General features: G+C 66.5%; 25 protein-coding genes. 10 read left to right on the top strand and 15 right to left on the bottom strand.

Annotated features, from left to right (window positions below; all coding sequences use genetic code 11):
• Positions 1-121 precede the first annotated feature (121 nt).
• The 3 genes from VMJ11_RS04555 to VMJ11_RS04545 form a co-directional block, all read right to left on the bottom strand.
• Positions 122-1,147 (bottom strand): Acg family FMN-binding oxidoreductase, encoded by a 1,026-nt coding sequence (locus VMJ11_RS04555; protein WP_325617332.1) that lies wholly within the window; start codon positions 1,145-1,147, stop codon positions 122-124.
• Between the two features lie 83 nt (positions 1,148-1,230).
• Positions 1,231-2,037: a universal stress protein gene (locus VMJ11_RS04550; protein WP_325617330.1), complete on the bottom strand. Its 807-nt coding sequence runs from the start codon at positions 2,035-2,037 to the stop codon at positions 1,231-1,233.
• Positions 2,038-2,092: 55 nt separating this feature from the next.
• Positions 2,093-2,911 carry a universal stress protein gene (locus tag VMJ11_RS04545; protein WP_325617328.1) on the bottom strand — a complete coding sequence of 273 codons (819 nt, stop codon included), beginning with the start codon at positions 2,909-2,911 and terminating at the stop codon, positions 2,093-2,095.
• Positions 2,912-3,151: 240 nt separating this feature from the next.
• On the opposite strand from VMJ11_RS04545, the gene VMJ11_RS04540 reads away from it, so the two are divergent.
• A complete protein-coding gene (locus tag VMJ11_RS04540; protein WP_325617326.1) occupies positions 3,152-3,898 on the top strand; it encodes a beta-ketoacyl-ACP reductase in 747 nt (248 codons plus the stop codon).
• Positions 3,899-3,921: 23 nt separating this feature from the next.
• Here VMJ11_RS04540 and VMJ11_RS04535 read toward each other — a convergent pair whose 3' ends face one another.
• On the bottom strand, positions 3,922-4,149 hold the full coding sequence (locus VMJ11_RS04535; RefSeq protein WP_325617324.1) for a hypothetical protein: 228 nt from the start codon (positions 4,147-4,149) through the stop codon (positions 3,922-3,924).
• A gap of 142 nt (positions 4,150-4,291) precedes the next feature.
• Here VMJ11_RS04535 and VMJ11_RS04530 point away from each other — a divergent pair, with 142 nt between their 5' ends.
• Positions 4,292-5,233, top strand: coding sequence for a 1-phosphofructokinase family hexose kinase (locus VMJ11_RS04530; RefSeq protein WP_325617487.1), 942 nt, complete (start codon positions 4,292-4,294; stop codon positions 5,231-5,233).
• Between the two features lie 48 nt (positions 5,234-5,281).
• On the opposite strand, the gene VMJ11_RS04525 is transcribed toward VMJ11_RS04530, so the two are convergent.
• Complete coding sequence (locus VMJ11_RS04525) at positions 5,282-6,124, bottom strand: universal stress protein (RefSeq protein WP_325617322.1); 843 nt, start codon at positions 6,122-6,124, stop codon at positions 5,282-5,284.
• A gap of 200 nt (positions 6,125-6,324) precedes the next feature.
• Between VMJ11_RS04525 and VMJ11_RS04520 the strand changes: the two genes are divergently transcribed.
• The 6 genes from VMJ11_RS04520 (at position 6,325) to ftsH (ending at position 13,528) form a co-directional block, all read left to right on the top strand.
• Positions 6,325-7,461 (top strand): ABC transporter permease, encoded by a 1,137-nt coding sequence (locus VMJ11_RS04520; RefSeq protein ID WP_325617486.1) that lies wholly within the window; start codon positions 6,325-6,327, stop codon positions 7,459-7,461.
• Between the two features lie 4 nt (positions 7,462-7,465).
• The gene (locus VMJ11_RS04515; protein WP_325617320.1) at positions 7,466-8,167 is read left to right on the top strand and encodes an ABC transporter ATP-binding protein; all 702 of its coding nucleotides are present in this window, start codon (positions 7,466-7,468) and stop codon (positions 8,165-8,167) included.
• A complete protein-coding gene (locus tag VMJ11_RS04510; RefSeq protein ID WP_325617318.1) occupies positions 8,164-9,249 on the top strand; it encodes an HlyD family secretion protein in 1,086 nt (361 codons plus the stop codon). Before VMJ11_RS04515 ends, VMJ11_RS04510 begins: the two co-directional genes overlap by 4 nt.
• Positions 9,250-9,352: 103 nt before the next feature.
• Entirely contained in the window at positions 9,353-10,792 is a 1,440-nt protein-coding gene (locus VMJ11_RS04505; RefSeq protein WP_325617316.1) for an efflux transporter outer membrane subunit, read from the top strand.
• A gap of 142 nt (positions 10,793-10,934) precedes the next feature.
• Complete coding sequence (locus VMJ11_RS04500) at positions 10,935-11,387, top strand: universal stress protein (protein ID WP_325617314.1); 453 nt, start codon at positions 10,935-10,937, stop codon at positions 11,385-11,387.
• Positions 11,388-11,599: 212 nt separating this feature from the next.
• Positions 11,600-13,528, top strand: a complete 1,929-nt coding sequence (gene ftsH / locus VMJ11_RS04495; protein WP_325617312.1) for an ATP-dependent zinc metalloprotease FtsH — start codon at positions 11,600-11,602, stop codon at positions 13,526-13,528.
• Positions 13,529-13,533: 5 nt separating this feature from the next.
• Here ftsH and VMJ11_RS04490 read toward each other — a convergent pair whose 3' ends face one another.
• The 6 genes from VMJ11_RS04490 to acs all read right to left on the bottom strand — a co-directional run bounded on the left by VMJ11_RS04490 (position 13,534) and on the right by acs (position 19,379).
• Complete coding sequence (locus tag VMJ11_RS04490; protein WP_325617310.1) at positions 13,534-14,754, bottom strand: sigma-70 family RNA polymerase sigma factor; 1,221 nt, start codon at positions 14,752-14,754, stop codon at positions 13,534-13,536.
• 155 nt (positions 14,755-14,909) lie between these two features.
• Complete coding sequence (locus VMJ11_RS04485; protein WP_325617308.1) at positions 14,910-15,290, bottom strand: hypothetical protein; 381 nt, start codon at positions 15,288-15,290, stop codon at positions 14,910-14,912.
• 109 nt (positions 15,291-15,399) lie between these two features.
• On the bottom strand, positions 15,400-15,840 hold the full coding sequence (locus VMJ11_RS04480; RefSeq protein WP_325617306.1) for a hypothetical protein: 441 nt from the start codon (positions 15,838-15,840) through the stop codon (positions 15,400-15,402).
• Positions 15,841-15,977: 137 nt separating this feature from the next.
• On the bottom strand, positions 15,978-16,628 hold the full coding sequence (locus tag VMJ11_RS04475) for a nitroreductase family protein (protein WP_325617304.1): 651 nt from the start codon (positions 16,626-16,628) through the stop codon (positions 15,978-15,980).
• 140 nt (positions 16,629-16,768) lie between these two features.
• Positions 16,769-17,365, bottom strand: a complete 597-nt coding sequence (locus VMJ11_RS04470; protein ID WP_325617302.1) for an acetate uptake transporter — start codon at positions 17,363-17,365, stop codon at positions 16,769-16,771.
• Between the two features lie 37 nt (positions 17,366-17,402).
• Positions 17,403-19,379 carry an acetate--CoA ligase gene (acs, locus tag VMJ11_RS04465; protein WP_325617300.1) on the bottom strand — a complete coding sequence of 659 codons (1,977 nt, stop codon included), beginning with the start codon at positions 19,377-19,379 and terminating at the stop codon, positions 17,403-17,405.
• 260 nt (positions 19,380-19,639) lie between these two features.
• Here acs and VMJ11_RS04460 point away from each other — a divergent pair, with 260 nt between their 5' ends.
• Positions 19,640-20,176, top strand: coding sequence for a universal stress protein (locus tag VMJ11_RS04460; protein ID WP_325617298.1), 537 nt, complete (start codon positions 19,640-19,642; stop codon positions 20,174-20,176).
• Positions 20,177-20,210: 34 nt separating this feature from the next.
• Here VMJ11_RS04460 and VMJ11_RS04455 read toward each other — a convergent pair whose 3' ends face one another.
• The 3 genes from VMJ11_RS04455 to VMJ11_RS04445 form a co-directional block, all read right to left on the bottom strand.
• Entirely contained in the window at positions 20,211-21,485 is a 1,275-nt protein-coding gene (locus tag VMJ11_RS04455) for a cation:proton antiporter (protein WP_325617296.1), read from the bottom strand.
• A gap of 284 nt (positions 21,486-21,769) precedes the next feature.
• Complete coding sequence (locus tag VMJ11_RS04450; RefSeq protein WP_325617294.1) at positions 21,770-22,156, bottom strand: DUF3175 domain-containing protein; 387 nt, start codon at positions 22,154-22,156, stop codon at positions 21,770-21,772.
• A 161-nt stretch (positions 22,157-22,317) separates the two neighbouring features.
• Entirely contained in the window at positions 22,318-23,160 is an 843-nt protein-coding gene (locus tag VMJ11_RS04445) for an alpha/beta hydrolase (RefSeq protein ID WP_325617292.1), read from the bottom strand.
• A gap of 355 nt (positions 23,161-23,515) precedes the next feature.
• On the opposite strand from VMJ11_RS04445, the gene VMJ11_RS04440 reads away from it, so the two are divergent.
• Positions 23,516-24,637: an FUSC family protein gene (locus VMJ11_RS04440; protein WP_325617290.1), complete on the top strand. Its 1,122-nt coding sequence runs from the start codon at positions 23,516-23,518 to the stop codon at positions 24,635-24,637.
• Between the two features lie 68 nt (positions 24,638-24,705).
• Here VMJ11_RS04440 and prpR read toward each other — a convergent pair whose 3' ends face one another.
• Positions 24,706-26,673, bottom strand: coding sequence for a propionate catabolism operon regulatory protein PrpR (prpR, locus tag VMJ11_RS04435; protein WP_325617288.1), 1,968 nt, complete (start codon positions 26,671-26,673; stop codon positions 24,706-24,708).
• Between the last annotated feature and the right edge of the window lie 49 nt (positions 26,674-26,722).

Here is a 26,722-nt window from a genome sequence, read left to right as displayed (position 1 = left end):
CGAGGTGTGTCACGCCGATATGTCGCATGGTAGGGCATATTTCGTGCTGCGTTCAGAACTCTTGCAAGCTGGTTTTCTGACGTTTTGCTTATAAAGGAAGCGGGCGACGCGTGCTGGCGATTTACGATACGACCTCGCTTAGCGGGCGGCGCGGAGACTGCGTATCTGGGGTGCCATGCCCGATGCGCAGCAGAATCTGCGGGTAAGCCGATTCGGGCATGCCGAGAAGCGCGCCCAGTTGCGCGCGCAACTCACCCACTTCGATGGGCTGATTCAGATAAGAGGCGCAGAGTCCGTGCGAAGTCAGCACGAGCAGCACGCGCTCCAGCGCCTCGCCGGCCGCGAGCCAGGCCTGGGCGTCGTCGACGCTCGTCGCCAGACACAGCAGCAGGGGCGACCCCGCCGCAAGCTCGCGATGGGTCGCCGCTACGCCGCCGCCGACATCGAACGTGCGAATGGCGGAAGCCACGAGCGGCGTGGCGAAGTCGAGCAGGGAGGGGAGCCCGGCTGAATAGGCGGGCATGCCGTCGCCGGTGCGGCGCGGGTGAATCCACTTCGCCAGCTCGCGACGGAACCTGGGGTCGGCGAACTGGCCCTCATCGGCTTTGGCCACGAGGTCGGCGATCGCCTCGCGCTTGCTCGCCTCGCTTGCGCATGCAACTTCCACGCCCTCGCTGAGCGCCGCTTCGACCAGCTCGCGCTCGACGTCCGCGCCGACTTGCTGCGGGGAAAACGGGTGCCGCGTGGTGACTCTCTGGGAAATGGCGTTGACGAGCGGAGCCAGTTCGGCGCCGACGGGCTGCGCCCGAAGCAGGCGCACGTCGGCGAGCAGGTCGGGATCGAGGCTCGTTGGAAAAAGCGTGATCGCGTAGCCGATGCCGAGGCTCGCGAGCGCCACGCGCAGATTGAAGAGCGCCGCGCCGCAACTGATGATCAGCTCCCGATCGTACGGATCGACGACGGGCAGCGCGCGCAGCCGGTCGGCGCAGAGCAGGATCCTGTCGTGGGTCGCCACGAAACGCCACGGCTGGCTGTTGTGGCTCGACGGGGCAAGCGTGGCGTGGCGCAAGGCGTAACGCAGAGCGTAGTCGTCGAGCTTGTCGACCGCGCTGGGGTGGGCTGAGGACACATCGGGCTTGTCGAGCATGGTGAACTCCCGCCGGGGTAAGGGCACGGCACGGCATAGCGCAGCGCGCCACGGCATGGCGCGGCACGTCGCGCAGGGTGAAATCAGTGCGACATGAGGACCGGAACCGTCATCGCTTCCAGTAGCGTGCGCGTCACGCCGCCGAGCACGCATTCACGCAGGCGCGAATGCGCGTAAGCGCCCGCCACCAGCAGGTCGGCGTGCAAGTCGCTCGCGCGGCTCAACAATGCCACGCCGGTCTGGACGCCCGGATCGCGCGTGCTCTCGTGAAACGAGGCGCGCACCCCGTGCAGGTCGAGCCACGCGGCGGCGTCGATCGCCTCGCTTTCGGCGTGCGCGCGCTTCGCGCGACCATGCGAAGTGATGACTTCGATCGATACGCACTGGGCGCGCTGCAATAGAGGCAGCGCATCGGAGGCGGCGCGCGCCGCTTCGCGGCTGCCATCCCAGGCGATCAGCACGTTTTGCGCGAATTCGGCAAAGGCGCCGGAATGCGGGACCACGATGGCGGGCCGCCCCGAGGTCATCAGCAGATCCGTCACCAGGCCGCCCACGCTCTGCTCGACCCAATCCGGGGCTTCGGGCTGCCCGAGCACGAGCAGGTCGGCGTGGCGCGCGTGCAGCGTGGCGGTCGCGGCGTCGCAAGGTTGCGGCGCGCGCCATTCGACGATCCGGCCCGCGTGCTCCGCGGCGAACAGAAATGCCTCGTGCGTGCGGGCGAGGCGCAGCTCGGGAGTCGGCGCGCCTTCGCTCGCGTGCGTGCGGGCACGCGGCAGGTAAAGCCCGGTCACATGCGCGTCGAACCGTTCTGCCAGCTCGAGCGAGAGCGCAAGGCGCACCGCACATCGTTCCGAGTCGTCCAGGTGGACGAGCAAGCTCTTGTAAAACATGGCGATCTTCCTTGAACCTGAGCCGCCGCGCGCACCGTCCGGGCGCACGATTTGCTCAATGCGACATCAGCACCGGAACCGGCATCGACCCGAGCATGGTTTGCGTGACGCCGCCGAGTACGAGTTCCTTCCAGCGTGTGTGCCCGTATGCCCCCATTACCAGGAGGTCGCTGCCGAGTTTGTCCACGCGGGAAAGCAGGGCGTCGCCAACCGACACCGTCGGGGGCGTGTGCAACTGGGTGACCTCCACGTCGATGCCGTGGCGCGCGAGCACGAGGGCAATATCGGCGCCCGGAATGCGGCCTTCGCGTTCGGTGTTGAGCGTGACGAGCGTGGTATGGGTGGCGAGCCGCATGAAGGGCAGGCCGTCGTACAGGGCGCGCGTGGCGGACTGGCCGGCGTCCCAGGCGATGACCACGCGCTCGCCCACCGTGGGATACGTCCCGACGTAGGGCACCCACAGCACCGGGCGCCCCGCTGCGAGCGTCACGCGGGCCTGCAGACGATTATTGAGGGACGCTTCAGGGTCACGCGGGTCGCTTTGGCCCACCACGATGAGATCCGCGAACGGCGCGAGCGCGAGCAGCTCGTGCTCGGCGTGACGCGCGCCCGTATGCCAGGTGCCTTTGAGTTCCGTTTGCGAGAGGCCGCTCGAGAATTGATGCTCCAGCTCATGACGCCGGTCTTCCCGTGTCCGCGCGCGATACCCCATGTCGAACGTGATCGACCAGGCGCTTTCGTGGTCCGTCGTGACAGGCGCGAAAAGCGCGGTGACATGGGCGCCGTGGTGGCGCGCCACCAGCAACGCGAGATCGAGGCAGGCGCTCGCACGTTCGCTGCCGTCCAGATGAACAAGGATGCTGCGGTACTCCATGATCGGCGCTCCACGATTGAGAAAACCGCGACCAGGTGCTGCGTGCGATCAGTCTAGGATCCGGCGCCTGGGCACGATTGACCTGAATCAACCAGTCGCGGGCGCCTGCGGCATGCGGCGGGCGCGGCTACGATTGACGCATGTCAATTGCGCGCGAAGGCGCGTTCTTATAGTGGAGCGACGTTCCGATCGCGCCGGTGCGTGGCAGCGGCCGATCACCCAACTGTGAGGAGAAGCGAGATGCGCAAGGACCGGATTGCCTTTGTGAGTGGCGCAATGGGAGGGCTTGGCGCCGCGATCAGCCGCAGACTTTTCGACGACGGCATGACCGTCGTCGTTTCGCATTCGGAGCACAACGATCATGTAGCGGCGTGGCTGCACGGCGAGCGCGAAGTGGGCAGAACGTTTCATGCGTTCGCGCTCGACGTGGCCAGCTACGAATCGTGCGAGGAATGCGCGCGAGCGGTGATCGCCGAGTTCGGCGGCATCGATGTCCTTGTCAACAACGCCGGCATCACGCGCGACGCGAGCTTCATGAAGCTCACGAAGCCCGAGTGGGATGCGGTCATGCACACGGATCTCGACAGCATGTTCAATCTCACGAAGCCTTTCCTGCCGGGGATGCTGGAGCGCCGGTTCGGCCGCATCGTGAACGTGGGGTCCGTAAACGGTTCGCGCGGCTCTTTTGGGCAGACGAACTACGCAGCGGCAAAGGCCGGTATTCACGGTTTCACGATGTCGCTCGCGCTCGAAGTCGCCAAACGCGGCGTGACCGTGAACACGGTGTCTCCGGGCTACCTCGCAACCGCAATGGTGGAAGCCGTGCCGCAGGACATCATGGATACGCGCATCCTGCCGCAGATCCCCGTGGGGCGCCTGGGTCGCCCGGAGGAGGTAGCGGGACTCGTCGCCTACCTGTGCTCCGACGACGGCGCGTTCGTGACGGGCGCCAATCTTGCCATCAACGGCGGCATGCACATGCAGTAGGCCGCACGCCGCGCACGCTCCGCTCAGGTCGTCTTGTCCGTGACGATGGCGTCGCGCAGCGCGGCGGCGAAGGCCTGAAACGCATGCAACGAACCCGCCACACTCTGATACTTCTCGCGCCCGATCTGACCGTCGAGCGTGACGAGCATGCCGGCGGTGCGTGCGAGCGCGAGCAGGGTTTCGGGGTCGTCGGCGGCGCCCGCGTTGGGGAGCGTCGCGCCGGTCAGCGAGCGGATTTCGACGGTGGACATGGCAACGCTCCTTGCAACGGACGGGGGGAGGGGTACGCCTTCAGTATGTGATGCGGCGGCCAGCGTTCCAATGAGCGGGCGCTGAAACTGACGTAGGCGTTTTTTCTGATCGTGTAGGCAAATGCCTACTCAGGGGGCGACGGTGGTCGAGATCGTGACGCTCACGCTGAACCCTGCCGTCGATGTTTCGACGGCGGTGGATCGGGTCGTCGATACGCACAAGCTGCGCTGCGACGCCGCGCGCCGCTATCCCGGCGGCGGCGGCCTCAACGTTGCCCGCGTGATTCAGCGGCTCGATGGCCGCGAGCCGAGTTGCCTCGCGCTCTACCTGGCGGGGGGCGCTTCGGGGAATCTGCTCGAACAGATGCTCGCGGCGGAGCGCGTGGCGAGCCGCCGGCTGCGCATTGCGGGCGAGACGCGCGAAAACTTCTCCGTGACCGAGCGCTCGACGGGCCGCGAGTTCCGCTTCGTGCTGCCCGGGCCGCAGATCGGCGCCGAGGAGTGGTCGGGCATGCTCGCCGTGCTCGACGCGCTGATGCCCGCGCCGCGCTATCTCGTGCTGAGCGGCAGCCTGCCGCCCGGATTGCCGCCGAAGGCCTACGCCGACCTGGCCCGTTACGCCAACCATCGCGGCACGCGCGTGGTGCTCGACACCTCGGGCCTGCCGCTCGCGCTCGCACTCGATGCGGGGGTTTATCTCGTGAAGCCCAGCCTTGGCGAGCTGGCGGCCCTGGAGGAAAGACCGCTCGCCGATGAAGCCGCGTGGCTGGCCGCGGCGCGGCGGCTCGTCGAGGACCGGCGCGCGCAGGTCGTTGCGTTGACGCTGGGGGAGCGCGGCGCACTGCTCGTCTCGTCCGAAGAAACGATTCGCGTGAAGGCGCTGCCCGTGCCGGTGTCGAGCGCAACGGGCGCCGGCGACAGCTTCCTTGCGGGGCTGCTCGTCGCGCTGCGCCGTGGCGACCCTCTGAGGGACGCCGCGCGGCTCGCTCAAGCGGCGGCCTCGGCAACCTTGCTCTCCAGCGGCACGGCGCTATGCGATGTGGACGAGGTCAAGCGCCTCTACGCCATCGCGCAAGAGGCTTAGCTGACGCCGCAACGGCCGTCGCCATGTCGCCTTGTTTCCCTGTCGCCGTCAATGTGACAGCAGCACGGGAACCGTCGCCGATTCGAGCAGGGCGCGCGTGACGCCGCCGAGCCACTGTTCCTGCCACTGCGGATGACTGTAGGCCCCCGCCACGACCAGGTCGCAGCCGCTCGTGGCCACCCACGAAAGCAGCGCGTCGGCCGCCGTTTCGTCCGAATCGCTGGTGGCCTCCGCGAAGTCGACGTTCACCGCGTGCCTCGCCAGCATCAGGTCGATTTCCCCGCCTTGCGCCCCCGTCGTAACGCGCCGCAGCGAGTCGGTGCTGCGCACGCGCAGCACCGTCACGCGCCCGGCACGCTCCAGAAACGGCATGGCGTCGCGCACGGCGCGAGCCGCTTCGCGGCTGCCGTCCCACGCTATCGCGATCGAGTTGCCCGCCGGCCGCAAGCCCCCGGCGTACGGCAGCACGAGCACCGGCCTGCCGGAAGTCAGCACCACGCCTTCCAGGAAGCGCTTGCGCAACGCCTGCGAGTCGTCGTCGGGTCCCGTCTGGCCGGCGATCAGCAGGTCGGCGTGACGGCTGCGCCGGATCATGGGCGCTTCGGCGTAGTCGTCGAACGCAATCCATTCGCCGCCCAGGCCCGCGCTGCGCAGCGCATGACGAAACGCCTCTTCGGCCGCGTCGCGCTGGCCGCGCCGCGCATCGAGCCAGTCGTCGTAGTAGTGCGCGCAGCCGGCCACCGAAAAATAGTCCCGCGCCTCGGGTACGAAGGTCGTGAAAAGCCCGATCAGGTGCGCGTCGAGTGTCTTTGCGAGTTCCAGCGAAAAGCTCAGCCGCGCCCCGGCGCGATCGCTCGGGTCGAGGTAGGTGAGCACGGTCTTGTACGGCATGGCAGCGTCTCCTCCGAGGGTTCGAATCCGTCGAGTCCTCCTATTAGTCGCTCCCGCCAGGCTTCATTCATTTGACACACGTCAACAGGATGCAGCTCGCCTGCCCGAGAATCGGCTCACAGCCCCGCCGGTCTCTGGCACGGCAGACGCTGTCATCCATCTCGATACGGGGCCGCGCATCCATGGCTAAATGGTTCGTCATGCCGGGCATCCTGCGGCTCGCGTTCAAGCTGCTCGTGAACGACAGCGCCAAATTCACGGCGCTCCTGATCGGCATTACGTTCGCCGTGTTCCTGATGGTCGAGATGATGTCGATGTTCGCCGGCATCCTCAATCGTTCGTCTTCCACGGTCATCAACGTGGGCGCGAAGATCTGGGTCATGGACCCGGCCGTGCAGACCATTGCGAGCAGCATCGGCATGCCCGACTACGTGCTCGACGCCGTGCGCAGCATCGACGGCGTGAAATACGCGGTGCCGCTGTACTCGGGCGCGGCGCTCGTCAAGCTGCGCGACGGCACTTACCAGGCCACGACGGTCATCGGCCTCGACGACACCACGCTCTATGGCTGGCCGCGAATGAAGCGCGGCCGCATCGAAGACATCTACGCGGAGAACGGCTTCATTGCCGTGCAGGACGCCGAGTTCTACAAGCTCGGCAGCCCCGCGCCCGGCACCGACTTCGAGCTGAACGACCACCGCGCCGTCGTTGTCGGCATCGCCACGGTGGCAAGCAGCGGGCTCTTCGGCACGCCCACGCTCTACACCACGTACAGCCGCGCGATCCAGTACATCCCGTCCACGCGCTACACCACGTCGTACATTCTCGTCGAGCCGAAGTCGGAGGCGGACATCGCGCACATCAAGGCCGTCGTGGCGTCGCTCGGCTATATCGCGTACACGAAGCAGGAGTTCATGCAGCGCATCGCCAACTTCTACAAGTACGAGACGAGCCTCGGCACCAACATCCTGCTGATGACGGTCATCAGCTTCATCGTCGGATTGTCGATTTCGGGGCAGACGTTTTACACCTTCATCCTCGAAAACCTCGAAAAATTCGGCGCGCTCAAGGCGATCGGCGCGAAGCGGCGCGAACTCGTCGCGATGATCCTGTTTCAGGCGGCGTTCACCGCGCTCACGGGCTATGGCCTCGGCGTGGGCCTGTGCGCGGCTTCCATCTCGCTCGCGCGCCTGCGCATCCGCGATTACGCGGCGATGATCACGTACGGCAACCTCGCCCTCGCATTCGCGATGGTGGTGGTGATCGCCGCGCTCTCGAGCTATCTCGGCGTGCGCCGCGTGCTGAGCATCGAGCCGTTCGACATCTTCCGGGGCTGACGCGATGACGGATTCGATCGCCATCGAAGCACGCGCGCTCGACAAATGGTTCGGCGAGGGCGCGGCGCGCACCCATGCGCTGCAGGGCGTGTCGATGCAGGCGCGCTTCGGCGAAATGGTGCTCATCGTCGGGCCCTCGGGCAGCGGCAAGACCACGCTGCTCAGTGTCATCTCCGGCATTCTGCGGCCCGACGGCGGAACCGTTTCGATCGACGGCGTGGACCTCTGGGCGCAGCCCGACGACGGGCTCGCCGACTTCCGGCTCCACCGCATCGGCTTCGTGTTCCAGGACTATCACCTGTTTCCGCGCCTCACCACGGCCGAGAACGTGGCGATTCCCCTGATCCTCAAACGCCGGCCGTGGGATGAAGCGCTGGCCGAAGCGGCGCGCTATCTGGAAGTGGTGGGGCTCGCCGGACGCGCGACGCTGCCGCCCGTGAAGCTTTCCGGCGGCGAGCAGCAGCGCGTGGCGATTGCGCGCGCGATCGTCAGCCAGCCCGACATTCTGGTGCTCGACGAGCCGACCGCTTCGCTCGACGGCGACACGGGGCGCAACATCATCGAGTTCGTCAAGCATCAGGTACTCAATGCGCGCCGCTGCATCGTGATCGTTACGCACGACAGCCGCATCTTCGAATACGCCGACCGCATCCTGCACATGGAGGACGGCAAGCTCAAGGGCATCGACGCGGGAGGCGCGCGATGAAGCACCGCATCCTGTTCGCCGCCGCGGTGGCCGGCTTCATTGCCAGTATCGTTGCCGCGTGGGTGTTCGGCATTCAGCAGGCGCCGCAGCCGCCTGTGTTTCAGCCGGCGGCCAACCCTTACGAGCACGGCGTCTACGCAACGGGGATCGTGGAAAGCGACCAGCCCGCGGGCGCGAACGTCAACATCTACCCGGACGTGGGCGGCGCCGTCACGCGGCTCTACGTGCACGACGGCGACCGCGTGAAGGCCGGCGACGTGCTGCTCACCATCGACGATTCGGTTCAGCGAGCCAGCGCGCAGCAGCTCGCGGCGCAGGCCGATGCCGCGCAGGCGCTGCTCGAAGAGCTGCAGGCGCAGCCGCGGCCGGAAACACGCGATGTCGCGGACGCCCAGGTGAGCGCGGCACAGGCCAGCCTGAAGATGGCCGAGGACACCTACGCGAAGCAGAAAGAGGCATGGGACATCGACCCGAAAGCCGTGAGCCGCGACGTGCTCGACAACGCGGAAAACGGCGTGCGGGTCGCGCGCGCCAATCTGGAGGTCGTCACGCGCCAGGACCGGCTCACGCGCGCGGGCGCGTGGGTGTACGACGTGCGCAACCAGCAGGGCCAGGTCGAAGCGCTGCGCAAGGCTGCAGTTTCCGCCGAAGCCCTGCTCGCCCACTACACGCTGCGCGCGCCGGCCGACGGCGTGGTGCTCGCCGTGAACACGGCGCAGGGCTCCTATCTTTCGCAGCAGGGCGTGTACGACACCTACACGCAGGGCATGGAGCCGGCGATCGTGCTCGGCACGGCACCGGAGCGGCTCGCCGTGCGCTGCTACGTGGACGAGATCCTGATCGCAAGGCTGCCGGAGCCGGCGCGGCTGAAGGCGCGCATGACGGTGCGCGGGGCGAGCATCGACGCCGATCTCGAGTTCGAGCGCATCCAGCCCTACGTGACGCCGAAAATCGAACTCTCCGACCAGCGCACCGAGCGCGTGGACCTGCGCGTGCTGCCGGTCATCTTTCGCGTCGTGCCGAAGGCGGGGCTGCATCTTTATCCTGGGCAGATCGTCGATGTCTACATCTCCGCTCGTTGATCCGGCGCCTGTGCGGGCGCGTGGCGGCTACGATCGCGCCGGCCGGCGCGGTGTGTGCCTCGCGGGCAGCCTATGCGCTCGATCCTGTGCCGTGGTTTGTGCCATGTTGCTCGCGGCTTGCGCGGTCGGACCGGACTTCTCGCGCCCGCCGCCGCCGAAAGTCGACGCGTTCCTGCCTGGCGCAGGCCCGTCCACCTTCACGGCGGCGGGTTCCTCGCAGACGCTCCGGGCGGACGTGAGCGTGCGCGACGACTGGTGGACCCAGTTCGGCAACCGCACGATCGACTCCACGGTGGATGACGCGCTCACCGACAACGCCACGCTCGTACAGGCGCAAGCCTCACTGCGCCACGCCGAGGATGAGCTGCGCGCCGGGGCGGGTATTTTCTATCCTCAGGCCAGCGCCGAAGCGGGCGCGGCGCGTGAACGCTATTCTCCGCTGCATATGGGGTCGCAGGTGGCGCCCTCCGTCTTCAATCTCTTTACGCTTTCCGCCTCGATCAGCTATGCCATCGACCTGTGGGGCGGCAACCGCCGCTACGTGGAAGGCCTCGCGGCCGAGCGCGATGCACAACGCTACGTGCTGGAGGCGGCCTGGCTGACCATCGCGTCGAACGTGGTCAATACGATGATCGCGCGCGCGGCGTGGCGCGACGAAATCGACGCGACGCAGCAGATGATCGAACTCGTGCGCGAACAGGTGCGCATCGCCGAAGTCAGGGCGCACGCGGGCACGGCCTCCTATGAAGCGGTCGTCACGCTGCAGAACGAGCAAGCCACGCTCGAAGCCACCTTGCCGGTGCTCGAGCAAAAGCGCGCGCAGGCCGGCGACCTGCTGGCCTCGCTCACGGGCACGCTGCCCGCCCAGTGGAGCGCGCCCGAGATCTCGCTGCACGATGTCACGCTACCGGCGGATCTGCCGCAAACCGTGCCGTCGCAACTCGTGCGACAGCGGCCCGACGTGCTGCAGTCCGAAGCGCTGTTGCATGCGGCGAGCGCGCAGGTCGGGGTGGCGACGGCGGCGATGTTGCCGAACATCACGCTTTCGGCCGTAGGCGGGCTCTCGGGCGCGTCACCCGCGGCGATCTCGCAGCGCATGGGCCAGTCGTGGAGCCTCGCGGCGGATGTGGCGGCGCCGCTCTTTCAGGGCGGGACGCTGTGGTACGGCCGCAAGGCCGCGCAGGACGCCTACGTGGCCGCGCGCGAGCAATATCGCCAGACCGTGCTCGCGGCCTTCGCCCAGGTCGCCGACGTGCTCTACGCACTCGAATACGACGCGCTTGCGCTCGACGCGCAAACCCGCGCGCTTGCTGCGGCGCAGGAAGCGCTGCGGCTGTTGCGCGCCGACTATCGCGCGGGGACCGTGGATTACCTGCAGATACTGATTGCCGACGGCCAGCTCCACCAGGCACAGATCGCATGGCTGGAAGCCGCGGCGCAGCGGCTGCAGGACACCGTCGCGTTGTACGCCGCGTTGGGCGGCGGCTGGCACGGCGGGCCCGGCGGGCACGACAGCGGCGAGGGCGTGGCGCAAGCCCACTGACAACCGAGTGAGCGGCGAGCGGCGGCCGCTTTGTTACTTGATGCAAATCAATCGCATGTCGCCGCCCGATTCGAAGATAGTCAGGCAAACCCATGCAAACCCGATGCGCACGCGCAGGGTGATGATCCGAGAGGAGGCCGGCATGTACGAAAAGATCCTGGTGGCTTACGACGGCAGCGAAACATCGCGGCGGGCGTTCTCCGAAGCAATACGGTTCGCGAGCATGACGGGCGCGCAACTGTGCATCGTCCACGCGCTCGATATCGTGGCGCCCATGGGCATGGGGGGCACGTACGTGCCGGCCGACATCATCGAAGCGTACCGCGAGGACGCCATGAAGCAGCTAGAGGCAGCTCGCGCCGAAGCCGAAGCGGCCGGCGTGCGCTGCGAAACGGAACTGATCGACGTGCAGAGCATGAACGACAGCGTGGCCGATTGCCTCCAGCGCTGTGCGACGAAGCGGGGCGTGCAACTGGTCGTGCTCGGCACGCATGGCAGGCGCGGGGTCAAACGCGCATTGCTCGGCAGCGTCGCGGAGCAGTTCGTGCGCTCGGCGCTCTGCCCGGTACTGCTCATTCGCGGCTCGGACGAGTGAGGCGAGAAGCGGCGTTTACCGCAGCGTGCGCGCGAGTGGCTCGGGCACCGGAAGAAAGTACGGAATGACACGACGGGAAATATCGTCTGGATGACGAAGCAAAGCCGGCGGCGCGAGGCCGGCATCCGGCACCCGGCGGCCACGGCTATGCAGATGCCACGGCGCAGACGCTCATCCGGGCGTGTCCCTGGCCGAAGAGGAGCGAATTGGGCATGGATAAGAAGTTCGATTCCGGCAGCATCGTGCTGTTCATCGGCCTCTTGATCCTGATCGCCGCGCAGGTGCTAGGCTCCGCACCCGCGGCGCCGACAATCGCCTATAGCGATTTTCAGCACCTGCTCGCCGCACACGAAATCGACAATCTCGTGATCACGCCTACGCGCATCAGCGGCGAGTTGCGCTCGGACGAGGCAAAGGCGACGCTGCCGGCCTCCGACGCCTCCGCTTTCACCACCGACAAGCCGCCTTATCCGTTCACGACGATACGCGTTGCCGACGATACGCTACCCGCGCGTCTGGCCGCTGCCGGCGTGCGCTATCGCGGCGCGCCCGACAGCAACTGGGGCGACCTGCTGCTCGTCTGGATCGCGCCGCTGGTGCTGTTCGTGATCGTGTGGCAAGTGCTGATGCGGCGCGGCGGGGGCATGCACGACTTCATGAGCATCGGCAGGAGCCGCGCGCGGATGTACCTGCAACAGGCGAGCGGCACGACGTTCAACGACATCGCCGGCATCGACGAAGCCAAGAAGGAGCTTCAGCAGATCGTCTCGTTTCTTTGCCATCCTGAACGTTATCGCCGGCTAGGGGGAAAGATCCCCAAAGGCATCCTCATCGTCGGTGCGCCGGGAACCGGCAAGACCTTGCTCGCAAAGGCGCTCGCGGGCGAGGCCGGCGTGCCGTTCTTTTCGATCAGCGGTTCGTCTTTCGTGGAGATGTTCGTGGGCGTGGGCGCGGCGCGCGTGCGCGATCTTTTCGAGCAGGCGCAGCGTCAGGCGCCGTGCATCGTATTCATCGACGAACTCGACGCGCTCGGCAAGGTGCGCGGCGCGAATCCGGTCTCGGGCAACGACGAGCGCGAGCAGACGCTCAATCAGCTGCTCGTCGAGATGGACGGCTTTCAGGCGAACGCCGGCGTGATCCTGCTAGCCGCGACCAACCGGCCCGAGACGCTCGATCCGGCGTTGCTGCGTCCGGGGCGCTTCGACCGTCATATCGCGATCGACCGGCCCGACCTGAACGGCCGTCGGCAGATTCTCTCGGTGCACGCGCGCGGCGTGCCGCTCGCGGAAGACGTCGACCTGGAGGAACTGGCCGCGCGCACCCCCGGCTGCGTGGGCGCGGACCTCGCGAACATCGTGAACGAAGCGGCGCTGCACGCGGCCGAAGCCGACCGCGCCAACGTGTGCATGGCGGACTTCGATGAAGCGATCGACCGGGCGCTGGCGGGCTCCGAGCGCAAGAGCCGGGTTATGAACGCGCAGGAGAAGGTGACCATTGCGTACCACGAGGCGGGGCATGCGCTCGTTGCCCAGAGCCGCGCGCACTGCGACCCGGTCAAGAAGGTGTCGATGATCCCGCGCGGGGTGGCGGCGCTCGGCTACACGCAGCAGGTGCCCACCGAGGACCGCTACGTGCTCAGGCGCAGCGAACTGCTCGATCGCCTGGATGTCCTGATCGGCGGCCGGGTGTCAGAGGAGCTCGTGTTCGGCGACGTCTCCACCGGCGCGGAAAACGACCTCGAGAGGGCTACCGCGATGGCGTGGCACATGGTGGCGCGCTACGGCATGAGCGAGCGGCTCGGCCTTGCGAACTGCGCCGACGACGGCGCCGCGTCGCGCATGGCGATGGGGGCCGAAGGGCCGCATCCGGCGGCGCGCACGGCCCAACTCGTCGACGACGAAGTTCGCCGGCTGCTCAACGAAGCCCATGAGCGCGTGACCCGCACGCTCGCCGAGCAGCGCGAGGCACTCGACCGGATCGCAAAGCGCCTGCTCGAGCGGGAGGTGATCGAGCACGGCGAACTGCTCGCGCTGATTGCGGGGGCTCAGCCTCCGGAAGAAGCGGGCGGGCGCGAGGCGGCTCAGCCCACTACGACCACGCAGGCGCAACTCCCCGCGGCAGACGTTTCACACGCAGCGTAAGCGCATCAGTATTCGCCCTCGAGATAATCATGGGCGGCGCGCGCTCGATTCGACTCGCGTAGCGCATCGAGTGCGCGCTTTTCGATGCGGCGCACCTGTTCACGCGAGACGCCCGTGCTTCTGGAGATTTCCTCGTACGTTTGCGGTTCGCCGCTGCCGATGCCGAAGCGGCGCCGCACGATGTTCGCCTCCGCGGGGGCCATTTCGTCGATCAGGGCCCTCACGATCTCGCGCATGCGGACTTGAGCCACGGTTTCCAGCTGCGTGGGGGCAGTATCGGGAATCAGCTCCATCAGCTCCGTTTCGCCGTCCGGCAGCACGATGTCGAGCGAAGCGGGCTCCACGGGCAGTGAAAGCAGGCTGCGCACCTTGTGCTCAGGCATGCTCGTGGCCTGCGCCAGTTCTTCGAAGGAGGCGTCGCGCCCCATCTGCTGGCGGATGCGTTCGCGCGCGCGCCATACGCGGGAGAACTCGTCGCTCACGTGCACGGGCAGCCGGATCGTGCGCGAGCGTTCGGCCACGGCGCGCGAGACGGCCTGACGGATCCACCACGTCGCATAGGTGGAAAACTTGAAACCGCGCCGATGTTCGAACTTCTCGATCGCGCGCATCAAGCCGATGCTGCCCTCCTGAACGAGATCCGGGAGGTCGATGCCGCGATTCTCGTAGCGCCGGGCAATGGAATGCACGAGCCGCATATTGGCCTCGAACATCTTGCGCGTCGCCGTGCGCAGCCGGCGCCGGGCGGCGTCCATTACGCGCAGTGGCTCGGTCGCTGGCTCGTGCGCCTGCGCCTCGCGGCTGCGCGCGACGTATGCGTCGCAGGCCGCTTCGATGGCGCCGGCGGGCCAGTCGTGGGTTTCGTGCAGGGGGGTTGCCTCTCTACGCTCGCTTGCGCCGGGCGCGTCGAGTTCCTCGGGGCCTGCATGCTGCCCGTCGTCGCCGATGTCGTCGGCCGATGTCCGGCGCGCGCTTGCACGCAGCATTTCGAGGGCCTGAGGGCAGGCCTCGAGCACGCCCAGCAGGTCTTGACGACTCGACTCGATCTCGCGAGACAGATCGATTTCCTGTTCGCGCGACAGGAGCGGAACGGCCATCATGCGCGCGCGAAAAAGGTCGAGCGTATCGTCGGAGACGCGAATGTCCTGCGGCCCCGCATCGAGTTCGAGCATGGGCTCGTTGCGTTGCGTGGGGCTGTGTCTTGGTTGGGGGCGTTTCGTCTTCATGGCGCTGGCGGATCGATCCGCGGACTGATCGCGGGCACCGATTGCCCGCATATTCCGGCGGGCTTCGTTTCACGCATACCGACTCGCTACGGACCGCCTTACGACAGCGATCTTGGGGTGAACGCCCGCGATTCAATGAGCCCAGGCCGGCTTTTTCATGGGGTCGCCGAAGCAGCGGCCGCTTCGAACCACGGCACTTCCGGGGCCAGAGTCGCTGCATAGGACTCCCATCCAAATGCGTAGTCGTCGAAGAGCCACTCTTTTACGGGCGCGGCAAGCGCACTGCGATCGAGCTTCGCTTCCAGCAGGAGATCGGGCCAGCGGCAAAACGCGCGCAGCGCACGGTGCTCCAGTTCGCGAGGCGTCATGGTCTGGGCGACGTGGCAGAGCAAAGGCGCATTGGAGAGCGTCTTGTATTTTCTAACCACCTCTCCGACCGTCTGCACGGCGTGCTCGTGTTCTTTCACGTTTGCGAGCATCTTGAGGACACTGCCGAGCTCCAGCAGCAGCGCCCGGCGTTCGTAGGCGTCGTTCATGATCGATTCCTCCACGACAACATTGCCTTGCCCGACTGTTCTGGTCGCGCCCCGTTTGCGGGCGCAATCGAGCCTCGTGGCCCCGGGCAATCGGTCACGGGCCGAGCGTTCAGCGGGCGGCGTTCGAAGCGAGCGGCACCGTGGGCAGTTCGCCCCAGCCGAGGGGCGCGTACACCATTCCCCCTGCCAGTTCGACCAGCTCCGTGAATCGCTGGAGCGTGACGCCCGCCATGATGTGGATGGTGGGACCGCCGAGATAGCTCTCGGTGCGCAGCCACGGCGCCTGTCTTGCATTGATTTCCTGCACGCTGTGCGGGTGAGCGTGCTCTCCCTCTTCCGGGCCCAGCAGCGGCGCGTCGAAGCCGACCTTGAGGATCTGGTCGGGTTCGTCGGAGTAGGGATCGCCGGCCTCGTGCATATACGGCGCGCGCTCCCAGTGCTCGCCCCATTGCTCGTCGAGCGAGATGCGCGTGAACCAGGCCCAGGGCGGGCGGACGTAGCAAAGCCGATAAACGCTTTGGACGGCGCTCAGATCGACACGTGTAAACATCGTTGTTTCCTTTCCCTGCATTGCGCCGTTACGGCTTGCCGCCGCCTGCGCATCGACACAGCCCATCGGCACGTCCGCTGCCGGCCGGCCAAGGCCGTGTGCCTGTGCGCTGCGGCGCGTCTGGCCAGACTGGCCGGTCACGGGGCCGCGGGCCTGCCCACTGTCTGCGCGAGGAGCGGCACTTCGTCCTCGTTCAGGCGCAGCGCGTCGGCGAGCCGCCTTTGATTGATCCAGCCTCGCACCACGGTGGCGAGCCCTTCCGATGCGCAGTAGAGCGAAACGTTCTGGCAGATCGCGCCCGCTGCCACGGCGGCGAAGAGTTCGCGCTGCTGCTTTGGCGTGTCGAGAACCTGCGAGCCTCGCAGCACGTACACGAGGTCGAGCGGGGCCTTTGCCACGAAGTCCTGGTAGCCGGTCATGTTGCGCGCGTCGGCCACGTGCTTGAGCACGAGATGGTGAAGCGCAGGATCGTAGCGATACACGCCATGCGGGAGCGCGGCGTAGATGTCGATCTCATGGAAGCCGTGTGCGGATGGCGCGGTGTGGCCGCCGGTCTCCGGACGATTGATGCCGTTGGCCGCCCAGAGCAGTTCGCCGATCGTATCGAGCGTCATGGGCGTATCCGCATAGGTGCGCGTGCTTCTGCGCCGGGTAAGGGCCGTCAGCAGAGGCACACCCGCGTCGTGACGAGGTCGGGGCAGAACGATGAAGTCGAGCGCCTCGCCGCTCGCGGGGGCGGGCGGCAAGAGGGGCGCGGGTTCGTAGTCGATACGTTGAAGCTCGGTCATGGTGTGCTCCGGTCGCTCAAATCGCCTGGGCTTCGATGGCTGGCTGGCCTTTGACGAAGCCCCCGGCATCATTGAACCATTGGACGGTACGCGTGTTCGTGTCGATTCCCTGGTTGTCCGATGGAAAGGGGACGCCCGATTCACGCGGCGCGTGCGCCGGCCAGGTCGTCGGCATTCGTGCGGGTCGGCGCGCCGGTGGGCAGCACGCTACGGCCGTGGGTCTCGTTGATGATTTCCGCCGCGGAAAGGTAGAACGCGACGAGGGCGGTGAAGAGCCCAGCGTAGCCGCCCGCATGATGCAGGGCGAGCGAGCCGGTCCATTCGCTCGCGGCGAGCAGGAAGAACGTGACCCATAGCGCTGCGAACAGCAGTTGCAGGACCCGCGAGGCGCGCCAGGTAGCGATCCACATGTAGAACGTGAAAACGCCCCACAGCAGCAGATACCAGCCGACGAAAGCCGGCACGACATGCTCGTGCAAATACATCAGATACAGCGCGAGCGACCACCAGAACGCGCCATAGGCGATGAACGCGGTGGCGCCGAACGTATTGCCCCGCGGGATTTCGATGAGTCCGGCAATGGCCTGCGCGCTGCCGCCGAACGCCAGGGCGCAGGCAAGCACGAGGCCCAGCGATTCGCCGCCGAACCATCCGGCGTTGATCATGCTGAGTAGCCAGGTCGTTAGAGCGAAACCGGCGAGGCCGAGGGCAGCGGGGTTGGGTGCGGAAGTCTTCATGGCGAGTCTCTCTGATCACATTCAAAATCGTTGCCGTTCATGCAGCCTTGCTGAACTGCGCGATGACGCCGGGGTTTTCGACGGTCGAGGTGTCCTGCTCGATGCCTTCGCCCTTTGCGACAGAGCGCAGCAGGCGGCGCACGATCTTGCCGGAGCGCGTTTTGGGCATCGCATCGCCGAAGCGGATTTCACGCGGCTTGGCAATCGGTCCGATCTCGTGGCCGACCCACGCGCGCAAAGCATCGGCAATGCGCTGCGCTTCGTCGTCGACAGGACGCGCGCCTTTGAGCACCACGAAGGCGACGATCGCCTCGCCCGTGGTCGCATCGGGGCGACCTACCACGGCGGCCTCGGCGACCTCCGGATGAGCCGCGAGCGCGGACTCGATCTCCATCGTGCCCATGCGGTGGCCGGAGACGTTGAGGACGTCGTCCACGCGGCCGGTGATCGTGAAATAGCCGGTTTGCGCGTCGCGGATCGCGCCGTCGCCGGCGAGATAGAGCTTGCCGCCCAGTTCGTCAGGAAAGTAGCCGGCGCGATAGCGCGCCGGGTTGCCCCAGATCGTGCGCAGCATCGAAGGCCAGGGCCGCTTGATGACAAGCAGGCCGCCATTGCCGTTGGGCACTTCGTGCCCCGATTCGTCGACGATGGCCGCTTCGATGCCGGGCAGCGGCAGCGTGCACGAGCCCGCCACGAGCGGCGTGACGCCGGGCAGAGGCGCGATCATGTGGCCGCCGGTTTCGGTTTGCCAGAACGTGTCGAGAACGGGGCAGCGGTTTGCGCCCACCTGAGTCGCGAACCAGCGCCACGCCTCCGGGTTGATTGGCTCGCCCACGGTGCCGAGCAGGCGCAGCGAACTCAGGTCATAGCGTGACGGATGCACTGCGGGCTCGTTGTCCGCCGCCTTGATGAGCGAGCGGATGGCCGTGGGCGCGGTATAGAAAATCGATACCTTGTGGCGCTCGATCATCTGCCAGAAGCGGCCTGCGTCCGGCCAGGTCGGTATGCCTTCGAAGATCACCTGCGTGGCGCCCGCCGCGGTCGGGCCGTAGCAGATGTAGCTGTGCCCCGTGATCCAGCCGATGTCGGCCGTGCACCAGAACACGTCCGACGCCCGGATGTCGAAGGTCCACTTCATCGTGAGCGCCGCCCACAGCAAATAGCCGCCGGTGCTGTGCTGCACGCCCTTGGGCGTGCCCGTCGAGCCGGAGGTGTAGAGAATGAAGAGCGGATGCTCGGCGTCGACCCACTCGGGCTCGCATTCGGACGACTGCGCCGCTTCGAGTTCATGCAGCCACACGTCGCGCTGCGCGTGCCAGGGGATCGAGCCGCCCGTGCGGCGATAGACGATCACGGTATGCACGTTCTCGCTGCCGCCCAGCGCGAGTGCTTCGTCCGCGATCGTCTTGAGGGGCAGATGGCGGCCGCCGCGCACCTGCTCGTCGGCAGTGATGAGCACGCATGCGCCGACGTCGACCATGCGTTCGTGCAGCGACCTCGCGGAAAAGCCGCCGAACACGACCGAATGCGGCGCACCGATGCGCGCGCAGGCCTGCATCGCGACGACGCCTTCGATCGACATCGGCAGATAGATCATCACGCGGTCGCCGCGCCGCACGCCGCGCTCGCGCAGCGCGTTCGCGACGCGGCACACGCGTGCGTGCAACTCGCCGTAGGTGAGCGTGGTGAGCGTGCCGTCGTCCGCCTCGAAGATCAGCGCGGTGCGCTCGGCGCCGCCGTTCGCGAGATGGCGGTCGAGGCAGTTGTACGAGGCGTTGAGCAGCCCGTCGTCGAACCACTTGAAGAACGGCGCGTTCGACGCGTCGAGCGTGCGCGTGAACGGACGCTTCCAGTCGAGGTGCTCGCGCGCGAGACGTGACCAGAAGGCGTCGGGGTCGCGGCGCGCTTCGTCGACGAGCGCGCGATAAGCAGGCATGCCGTCGATGGCGGCGCCCTTGAGCAGGGGAATCGGGGATGGGGCGATGCCGGTGGGCGTCGGTTCGGGATGGGACATAGTCTCCTCGCATGCACAATTCGGTGGCGATCACGACATGGCCTGCGTGTCGTGCTGCTCCAGTCTCACGGGACCACCGCCGAGCACGATTGACTCAGATCAAGCAGACTTTGGGTCTAGCGGGTGCCGGCGCTTTCGCGCCTTCCCCCGAATCGCGATCAATTGACCGAAGTCAGTTAACGGGGCGGCGGACTGCATATCCTGGGATTTGGGGCGCGTTGTGTCTCTTCATTCGAAGGGAGCGCGCCATACAAAACCCTGTGATCGTGCTCGCGCATCCCGCGCAGGACAGCTTCGCGAACCCACTGAGCGCCAGCAACGACGCACGAGGAAGCCGACATATGACAATGCCCGTTTACGGAAGGATTCTGCTGGCGGTGGACGGCGGCGCTTCAGCGCGGCGCGCGACGCAGGAAGCCATCACGCTTGCGACACTGGGTGACGCTCACGTGCACGCTGTCTATGTCGTGCACAAATGGGGCCTCGCCCCATACGCTGGCTACTACGATCCCGAAGCGCTCGGCAGGGTACTCAATGAAGACGGGCGCCTCGCACTGGACGAAGCGCGGCGAGCGATGACCGCCCAGCGCGTTGCGTGCTCGGTCGAAATCTGCGAGACCCTTGGGAAATCCGACTCGATCGCGGAATGCCTGCTCCGCTGCGCGAAAATGCACGAAGCCGATGTGATCGTCATCGGCACCCATGGCAGGCACGGCGTGAGCAGGGCGGTGCTGGGCAGCGTTGCCGAGGGGCTTCTTCGCATAGCGTCGCGCCCGGTATTGGTGGTGCGCGGCTAGCGAAGGCAAATCGCGAGCGAAGCCATCTTCCGTATCAGACGCCGCCGGCGCTCGCCTTATCGGCGGCATCGGCAGCATCGGCGGCGGCAGTCTCGTGCTCGGGCGCGCTGTCTCCGAGTGTGGCGATCGCCCGCGTATAGCGGCTGATTGCGGGCAGTGCGGTCAACCCGTGAGCGAAAATGCTCAGCAGGACCGTCGCCATGACGACCAGCTTGATGGTCGGTTCGCCGGGCAGATTCGTTTCGCCTTCGAGATAGACGAGGCCAAGAACGATCGACGCAAGCCCCCTCGGGCCGAACCAGCCCATGAACAGCACGGACGCCGGGCTGAGGTGGGTGCCCCTCAACGCGAGCGCCACGGGAACCATGCGGATCAGCGTGAGACTCAGCACGGCGTAGGCGACGATGGCGAAATCGAACTGCGTCCAGACACGCGTGACGAATAGGCCGAACAGGAAGAAAACAAAGTAGTTGAACAGTTGCCCCCAATCCTCGGTGAACTCGACGCTGTGCTTCCCGACCTCGCTGAAGCCTGCCTGAGCCGCCAGACCGGCCACGAAAGCGGCGATGAACATACTCGCGCCGGTGGCCTCGGAAAGCAGAACGCAGCCAATGGGAAGGGCAACGACGCCGAGTTGCGCGAACGGTTCGGCCATCCATTCCTTGCGGCGAGCCAGACCAAGCAGCCAGCCGCCGAGCAGGCCGACGCCAACTCCGACCAGTGTGCCGTAACCGAGCTGCTCGAGCAGGAAGCGGGTCAGCACCGAACCTCCCGCGGCTGTCTCGCGGACTTCCGCCAACGCGATGAAGAACATCAGGAAAGGCACGGAGAGCCCGTCGTTCAGGCCGGCCTCCACGTTCAGCGCCTGACGAATGCGTCGCGGCACGCGCGGGCTGCTGACGATGGCCTGCCCGAGCCCCGCGTCGGTCGGCGCCAGAATGGCCGCGAGAATACCGGCTTCCCACCACGTGAGCGATCTCACGACGACCATGGCGGCCAGGACGCCCAGCGCGATGGTGAGCAGCATGCCCGTGCTCAGCAGGCGGACGGGCAGGTTGGTCTCGCCTTTGAGCATGTGTGGGCGTACGCGGGAGGCGTCGGTGAATAGCGTCATCACGAGGCCCAGTTCGGCGATCAACAGCAGGTCTTTCCTGTCGAGTGCAAGCTCGTTCAACGCCTCAGGCGAAAACGACATGAGCGCGCCTAGCGCCGTGAACAGGATCGGCGCCGTGATGATGGTCCGTTCGAGACTTCGGGAGATCAGGCTATAGACGAAAACGAGCGCGACGAACGTGGCGATGAGCGTCATCTGTGCGCTCCCTGTGGCGAAGTCGGGCGGGGGCCGCAGCCCGTTGAACATCGACCCCTTGAAACATGACACCGCCAATCGGCGTCGGGCCAATTGATGCAGGTCAATGTCGCCCTTTTGACGGGATTGGCGTGTTCGATGTCGTTGCGATCGTGCCTTTCGTTTCGCCGGGAGAGAAAAAAGGAAGGAATGCCAGGTTAGGCGGATATCTGAGACCTTGCGCCCGGGGTTTGCGATGCACTCGTCTTAACAATGCCTGCTTGAGGCAGACCCGGGTGCAGCGTTCACGGTTTGCGGCCAAACGCTTCCCGCAGCTTTCCCTTGGCCTTCGCGAGCGTCTCGCGGCGAGATTTCGGCAGATTCTTTCCCGCGCGATTGATGTAGAAGTTCAGCATCGACATGGCCGATTGAAACGGCGTGCCTTTGCGCCGCCGGCTGCGCAGCGACGACTCCTTGAGCGAACGGGCAATGGCGTCGGCCGTGCCCGTCTTGAACACGCCCGCTTCCAGGTCCATGGCGTCGCTTGTTTCGCTCACGTGCTGCGACCATCGGTTCTTGGAACGGCTCGCGTTGCCTTTCGTGTGACGTTTGCTCGCGCTCGCATGGGTGTGACGTTGCCGCGCGGGACGGCCGCCCTTGCGCCGCGTGGACGGATGATCGCTCGTGCTCATGATTTCACTCCGTGGAAAATCACTTGAAGAGCAATCGCAGTGCCGCAGGGGTTGCGGCGCTGCGGTGGCACGCAGCGTTTGAATCATGTGGCCCTTGCGAGTGCCGGGCCGGCGAAGCGGATATGGGCGAGGAAAGCGCCATCAGCCGCGTGTTGAAGCGCTCACGGCGCGACCATCCACGCCGTGATCTGTTGCACGACGTCGCTCTCGATGCCATTGAAGCCGTGATACGCCAGCGCTTCGCACGGGTCGCCCCGTGACGCGCCGCCCGAAACGAGCATCAGCTTCGTTTTCGGCGATTGCGTGAGTTTTTGCATGAGCGTATCTGTTTCGGATACCGGACAAAGTCGGCAAGCATCGTCCTTGTTGTGCACCACGAGTACGGGAATCTTGAGTGCTGCGAGATTCATGCTCGTGACCGGGTCGCCGCGCCGGTTGTCGCGAAGGATGGTGGAGGTGAGCACGATGCCGTCCGGGCCGCCGCCATTGGCGAGCGCGATGGCGATGGCGGCGACCGATTGCGTGCCTCGGCTCGTGCCCACGAGCCAGACCGGCACATGGAACTGCTCGCGCAACCATGCAATCACGGCGCGCGCGTCCTCGGCATGCTCTGGCGTGAGGCGAAAGCCGTCGAGGTAGGGCGGCGATTGCCGGTCGCTCGGCGCATCGATCACCGCCACGGCTACGCCGTCATTGACGAACTGCAGCCGCGTGCGCACGAGAAAGTTGTTCTTGCCCCAGCCGAACGTGCCGTTCTTGTCGAGTTGCAGGTCGCCATGGCCGCCGGCATAAAGGATCGCGGCGGCCTTCGGCGCCTCAGGGGCAATGAAGAGAAAACGCTGAGTGACGCCCGGCCGCGTGGGGATGTCGACTACGCCGGGAAGCGTTTGTGCCGGCGCGGGAAAGCCGGCGGCGGTCAACACGAACGCCAGCAGCCACGCGGCAGGCCATCGGAAGGGCGGCGCGGCGAAGCTGAAAAAGGAAAACCGCATGCTCAAGCGCATGGCGCGACTCCTCATCACGATGGCACGCAGGTGCCGATGTGCCGGGGACACTCAGCGTCCAGCAGCAGGACACCGGAAAGCGCAAGCAAGACGTTGAAATTGTTCACGATGGGTTTTCCGCGACGGGTTGGACGCGCATGCGATCGAGGCGAGGAGCGGGAATCGATGATACCTGAGCGCATCGTGACGGCGTGCCGTGACGATGCGGCAACGCTCGGCACGCGCTCGGAGCCACGATCTCGCCGCGCTACGCAAGCCGGGGGCAGAATGCCGAAGTCGCCAATGGAGTTTTGAACTGGCCTTTTAGACTGTAACGGATGAAACGGCTGCGAACGTTGAGCCACGGTGAAACGACATGCGTGACACGTTGATTGTGCACACAGCCCGCGATGCGGTTCTCGCACTGGGTCGCGAGTTCGCTGCATGGAAGCCGTCAACCACGCGCGCGCGCTTCGGTATCCAGGCGATGATTTCCGTCGGCCTTTCGGTTGCGCTTGCCCATGCGCTGAAGCTGCCCGACGTATGGTGGGCGGCCATCAGCGGATTCGCCGTCATGCAGGCGAACTTCGCCTCGTCCGCCGAACGGGCGTTGCACCGCGTGCTGGGGACGGTGCTGGGCGCCGCGGCCGGCGTGCTGCTGGGGCCTGCGTTCGGACAGCAGCCATGGCTGTTCGTGCCGCTTCTCGGCGCGATCACCGCGATCACGGTTTTTCGGGCAAATGCGAGCCGTGCTTCGTATGGATGGGTGCTCGGGGGCGTCACGGCGGTGATGGTGGTCTACGAGGCCCACGAACTGCATACGCTGGGTCCCACCGCCCAGTTCGCGGTGCTGCGAGTGGTCGATGTGAGCGTCGGTGTGGGCGCATGCGTGCTGGTAACGGGTTGCTTTCACGTCGGTGGGCAGCGGCGCCGCGATCCAGCGCCGCCGCCCGATGCCACCCCTGCGGCCCCTCGTGCAGAGCCGCAGCCGTCGCTCGAACGCATGCGCCGGGCGCGCGCGGCAATGGCGGCGCAGGCCGCCGTCGCTGTCGTGATCGTTGCGTCGTTTGCTTACGTGCTGAAGTTGCAGGCTTTGCCGCAGGCACTCGTCACGATTATTGCCGTGCTCATTCTTCCGTCTTCGCAGCTGATGAGCTCCCAAGAGGCGATCGTCGAAAAGATGGTGCATCGGATGATCGGCGCGCTGCTCGCCGGGGCCGTGGGAATCGTGTTGTTGCCGCTCGTGCGCGGCCACGAGATTGCGTATCTGCTTGCGCTTGCGGCGGGCGTGTGGGCAGGCTGCCACGTGCAAACGGGGCAGCAGGGCGCGAGTTATGTCGGGCGCCAGTTCACGATCGCTTTCCTGCTGGTTTTCGTGCAGGATAGCTCGTGGTCAGTCGACCCTCGCGCCGCTGCGGTTCGATTCGCGGGAATCGCGGGCGGCATCTTCGTGCTCGGTTGCGTGATGCTCGTATTGCGCCGTTTATTTCGTTTCTGAAGCTTGGCTACGCGCTCGTCTGCTTGCACTTCTTCAGACGTACCGAGCCGCGCTCTTTAACTTGCCTCTTATACGCCCTTCATCAAGCGCCAAAGCGTAGTCCGGCCTATGCCGAGCGCACGGCTCGCGGCCGCGCGATTGCCGCCGTGCGCCGCGAGCGCCCGCTCGATGTCTTCGCGCGTGACAGGCGTGACTGAGCCGGTATCGCGCTGGACTGCCTCCGGAGCGCGAAGCGGGCGCTGCGGTATTTCGATGATTTCGTCATCACGCGCGAATTCCGGAAATATATCGCACAACGAATCATTCATCGGCGTGGCGCAAGTTTCATCGGCGAGAAAGATGGCGGCGCGCGCGAGCAGGTTCTCCAGCTCGCGAACATTGCCCGGCCACGCATAGCTCGCGAAATGCGGCGCGAACAACGCGAGCACATGCTCGATGGCGGCGGCGCGCAAGCCATAGCGATCGGCCATGCGTTCGAGCAGGTGGCGAGCGAGCGCGGCAATGTCGTCGCGGCGTTCGCGTAGTGGCGGCAACGGAATATGCAGCAGATTGAGCCGGAAATACAGATCGGCCCGGAACGTGCGTTCCTGAACCAGCGCGCGCAGGTCGCGATGGGTGGCGGCGATCACGCGCACGTCGACGGGCGTGGCGCGGCTCGCGCCGAGCTTCATCACCTCGCGCTCCTGGAGCACACGCAACAGGCGGCTTTGCAACGCAGGCGGCATCTCGCCGATCTCGTCGAGGAAGATCGTGCCCGTGTGCGCGATCTCCACGAGCCCAGGCTTGCCGCCGCGCCGCGCGCCCGTGAACGCGCCTTCCTCGTGGCCGAACAGTTCGCTTTCGATGAGCCCCTCCGGCAGCGCCGCGCAGTTGAAGGCGACGAACGGATTGCCGCGCCGCCGGCTCGCGTTATGGATGCCCTGCGCGACGAGCTCCTTGCCGGTGCCGCTCTCGCCGGTGAGGAGCACGGTCGCGTCGTGCGCGGCGCTCATGGCGGCGAGGCGCCGCACGCGCGCCATCGCCGGCGACTCGCCAACCAGGTCGCCCAGCTCGTAGCGCGCCACGAGATGCCGCGGGCGTTGCGTCGTGCGCAGCGACCGGTCGATACGCTGCGCAACGAGCGCGTCCTGCGCGGTCACTACCGCGCCCGAGCGTGCGCCCTGCTCGACGATAGGCACGCAGCTCACGATGAGCGAGCGTCCGCCGATCTGCTCGATGCGCTCGTCGACCGGCGCAGCGCCGCCGGACACTTCGCGCAGCAGCGCGCCCACCGCGCGGATTAACTGGGCGTTCACGTCGTGCGCCCGGTCGAGGCCGAGCAGATCGAGCATCGCCGGGTTGACCGCTTCGAGCTGGCCGGCTTCGTCGAAGGCGGCCACGCCGTCGCGCAGGTGCGCCACGATCGTGTTCAGGCGCACCCGCTTCGACTCTTTCTGGCGGCTCACGCGCGCGAGCTCGACCGAGCGTTCGAACGCCTCGTACACCGCGCCGAGGGAATAGAGGAACACGCTTTCGAGCCCCGCCGCCTGGGCGAGATCGCAGGCCATGCCGGGGCCGATGATGACGCCGCAGCCTTCGGCTGCGAGCGTCGTGACGGCGGCGCGCACTTCGTCGGCAGTTCGATAGGCGCGCTGCGTCAAGCGCAGGTTGAGCCACGCGCCGAGGTCGGCCAGCTCGTGCGAGACGCTTTCGTGCAGGATCAGCCCGATCGGTGCGCCGGGCCACGTGGCGTTCGCGTGGGTGATGGCGGCCAGCACGTCGAAGCCGTTCACCTTCACCATGACGACGGGCACGCTCAGGTTGTCGCGCAGGTACGCGCCATTGGAGCCGGCGGCCAGCACCACGTCCACCGTGCCGGCTTCGATATACGGCTGCAGTGCGGTGACGGCGTCGCCGTAGCCTTCGCGGATGTTGAAAAAGCGCGCTTCGTTGGCATAGCGCGGCGCGACGGTTTCGCAGAGATTGCGCAGCCGGCTGATGCTCACGAGCGCGATGCTCGGGCGGCTGGCGGCTTGGGGCAGGCTGGGCGGCGGCACGGCGGAGTCCTCGGGAGAGTGGAACGAAGAAACGTTCCATGAAACGTTC

This window comes from Paraburkholderia sp. (assembly GCF_035501035.1).
GTDB lineage: Bacteria > Pseudomonadota > Gammaproteobacteria > Burkholderiales > Burkholderiaceae > Paraburkholderia.
Note: the sequence above shows the minus strand (reverse complement) of the source record. Positions and strands in the feature narration are given on the sequence as shown.

Coding starts and splice junctions, on each gene's coding strand:
- VMJ11_RS04555 (WP_325617332.1), bottom strand. CDS start 1,147: ATGCTCGACAAGCCCGATGTGTCCTCAGCCCACCCCAGCGCGGTCGAC.
- VMJ11_RS04550 (WP_325617330.1), bottom strand. CDS start 2,037: ATGTTTTACAAGAGCTTGCTCGTCCACCTGGACGACTCGGAACGATGT.
- VMJ11_RS04545 (WP_325617328.1), bottom strand. CDS start 2,911: ATGGAGTACCGCAGCATCCTTGTTCATCTGGACGGCAGCGAACGTGCG.
- VMJ11_RS04540 (WP_325617326.1), top strand. CDS start 3,152: ATGCGCAAGGACCGGATTGCCTTTGTGAGTGGCGCAATGGGAGGGCTT.
- VMJ11_RS04535 (WP_325617324.1), bottom strand. CDS start 4,149: ATGTCCACCGTCGAAATCCGCTCGCTGACCGGCGCGACGCTCCCCAAC.
- VMJ11_RS04525 (WP_325617322.1), bottom strand. CDS start 6,124: ATGCCGTACAAGACCGTGCTCACCTACCTCGACCCGAGCGATCGCGCC.
- VMJ11_RS04520 (WP_325617486.1), top strand. CDS start 6,325: ATGCCGGGCATCCTGCGGCTCGCGTTCAAGCTGCTCGTGAACGACAGC.
- VMJ11_RS04515 (WP_325617320.1), top strand. CDS start 7,466: ATGACGGATTCGATCGCCATCGAAGCACGCGCGCTCGACAAATGGTTC.
- VMJ11_RS04510 (WP_325617318.1), top strand. CDS start 8,164: ATGAAGCACCGCATCCTGTTCGCCGCCGCGGTGGCCGGCTTCATTGCC.
- VMJ11_RS04505 (WP_325617316.1), top strand. CDS start 9,353: ATGTTGCTCGCGGCTTGCGCGGTCGGACCGGACTTCTCGCGCCCGCCG.
- VMJ11_RS04500 (WP_325617314.1), top strand. CDS start 10,935: ATGTACGAAAAGATCCTGGTGGCTTACGACGGCAGCGAAACATCGCGG.
- ftsH (WP_325617312.1), top strand. CDS start 11,600: ATGGATAAGAAGTTCGATTCCGGCAGCATCGTGCTGTTCATCGGCCTC.
- VMJ11_RS04490 (WP_325617310.1), bottom strand. CDS start 14,754: ATGAAGACGAAACGCCCCCAACCAAGACACAGCCCCACGCAACGCAAC.
- VMJ11_RS04485 (WP_325617308.1), bottom strand. CDS start 15,290: ATGAACGACGCCTACGAACGCCGGGCGCTGCTGCTGGAGCTCGGCAGT.
- VMJ11_RS04480 (WP_325617306.1), bottom strand. CDS start 15,840: ATGTTTACACGTGTCGATCTGAGCGCCGTCCAAAGCGTTTATCGGCTT.
- VMJ11_RS04475 (WP_325617304.1), bottom strand. CDS start 16,628: ATGACCGAGCTTCAACGTATCGACTACGAACCCGCGCCCCTCTTGCCG.
- VMJ11_RS04470 (WP_325617302.1), bottom strand. CDS start 17,365: ATGAAGACTTCCGCACCCAACCCCGCTGCCCTCGGCCTCGCCGGTTTC.
- acs (WP_325617300.1), bottom strand. CDS start 19,379: ATGTCCCATCCCGAACCGACGCCCACCGGCATCGCCCCATCCCCGATT.
- VMJ11_RS04455 (WP_325617296.1), bottom strand. CDS start 21,485: ATGACGCTCATCGCCACGTTCGTCGCGCTCGTTTTCGTCTATAGCCTG.
- VMJ11_RS04450 (WP_325617294.1), bottom strand. CDS start 22,156: ATGAGCACGAGCGATCATCCGTCCACGCGGCGCAAGGGCGGCCGTCCC.
- VMJ11_RS04445 (WP_325617292.1), bottom strand. CDS start 23,160: ATGCGCTTGAGCATGCGGTTTTCCTTTTTCAGCTTCGCCGCGCCGCCC.
- VMJ11_RS04440 (WP_325617290.1), top strand. CDS start 23,516: ATGCGTGACACGTTGATTGTGCACACAGCCCGCGATGCGGTTCTCGCA.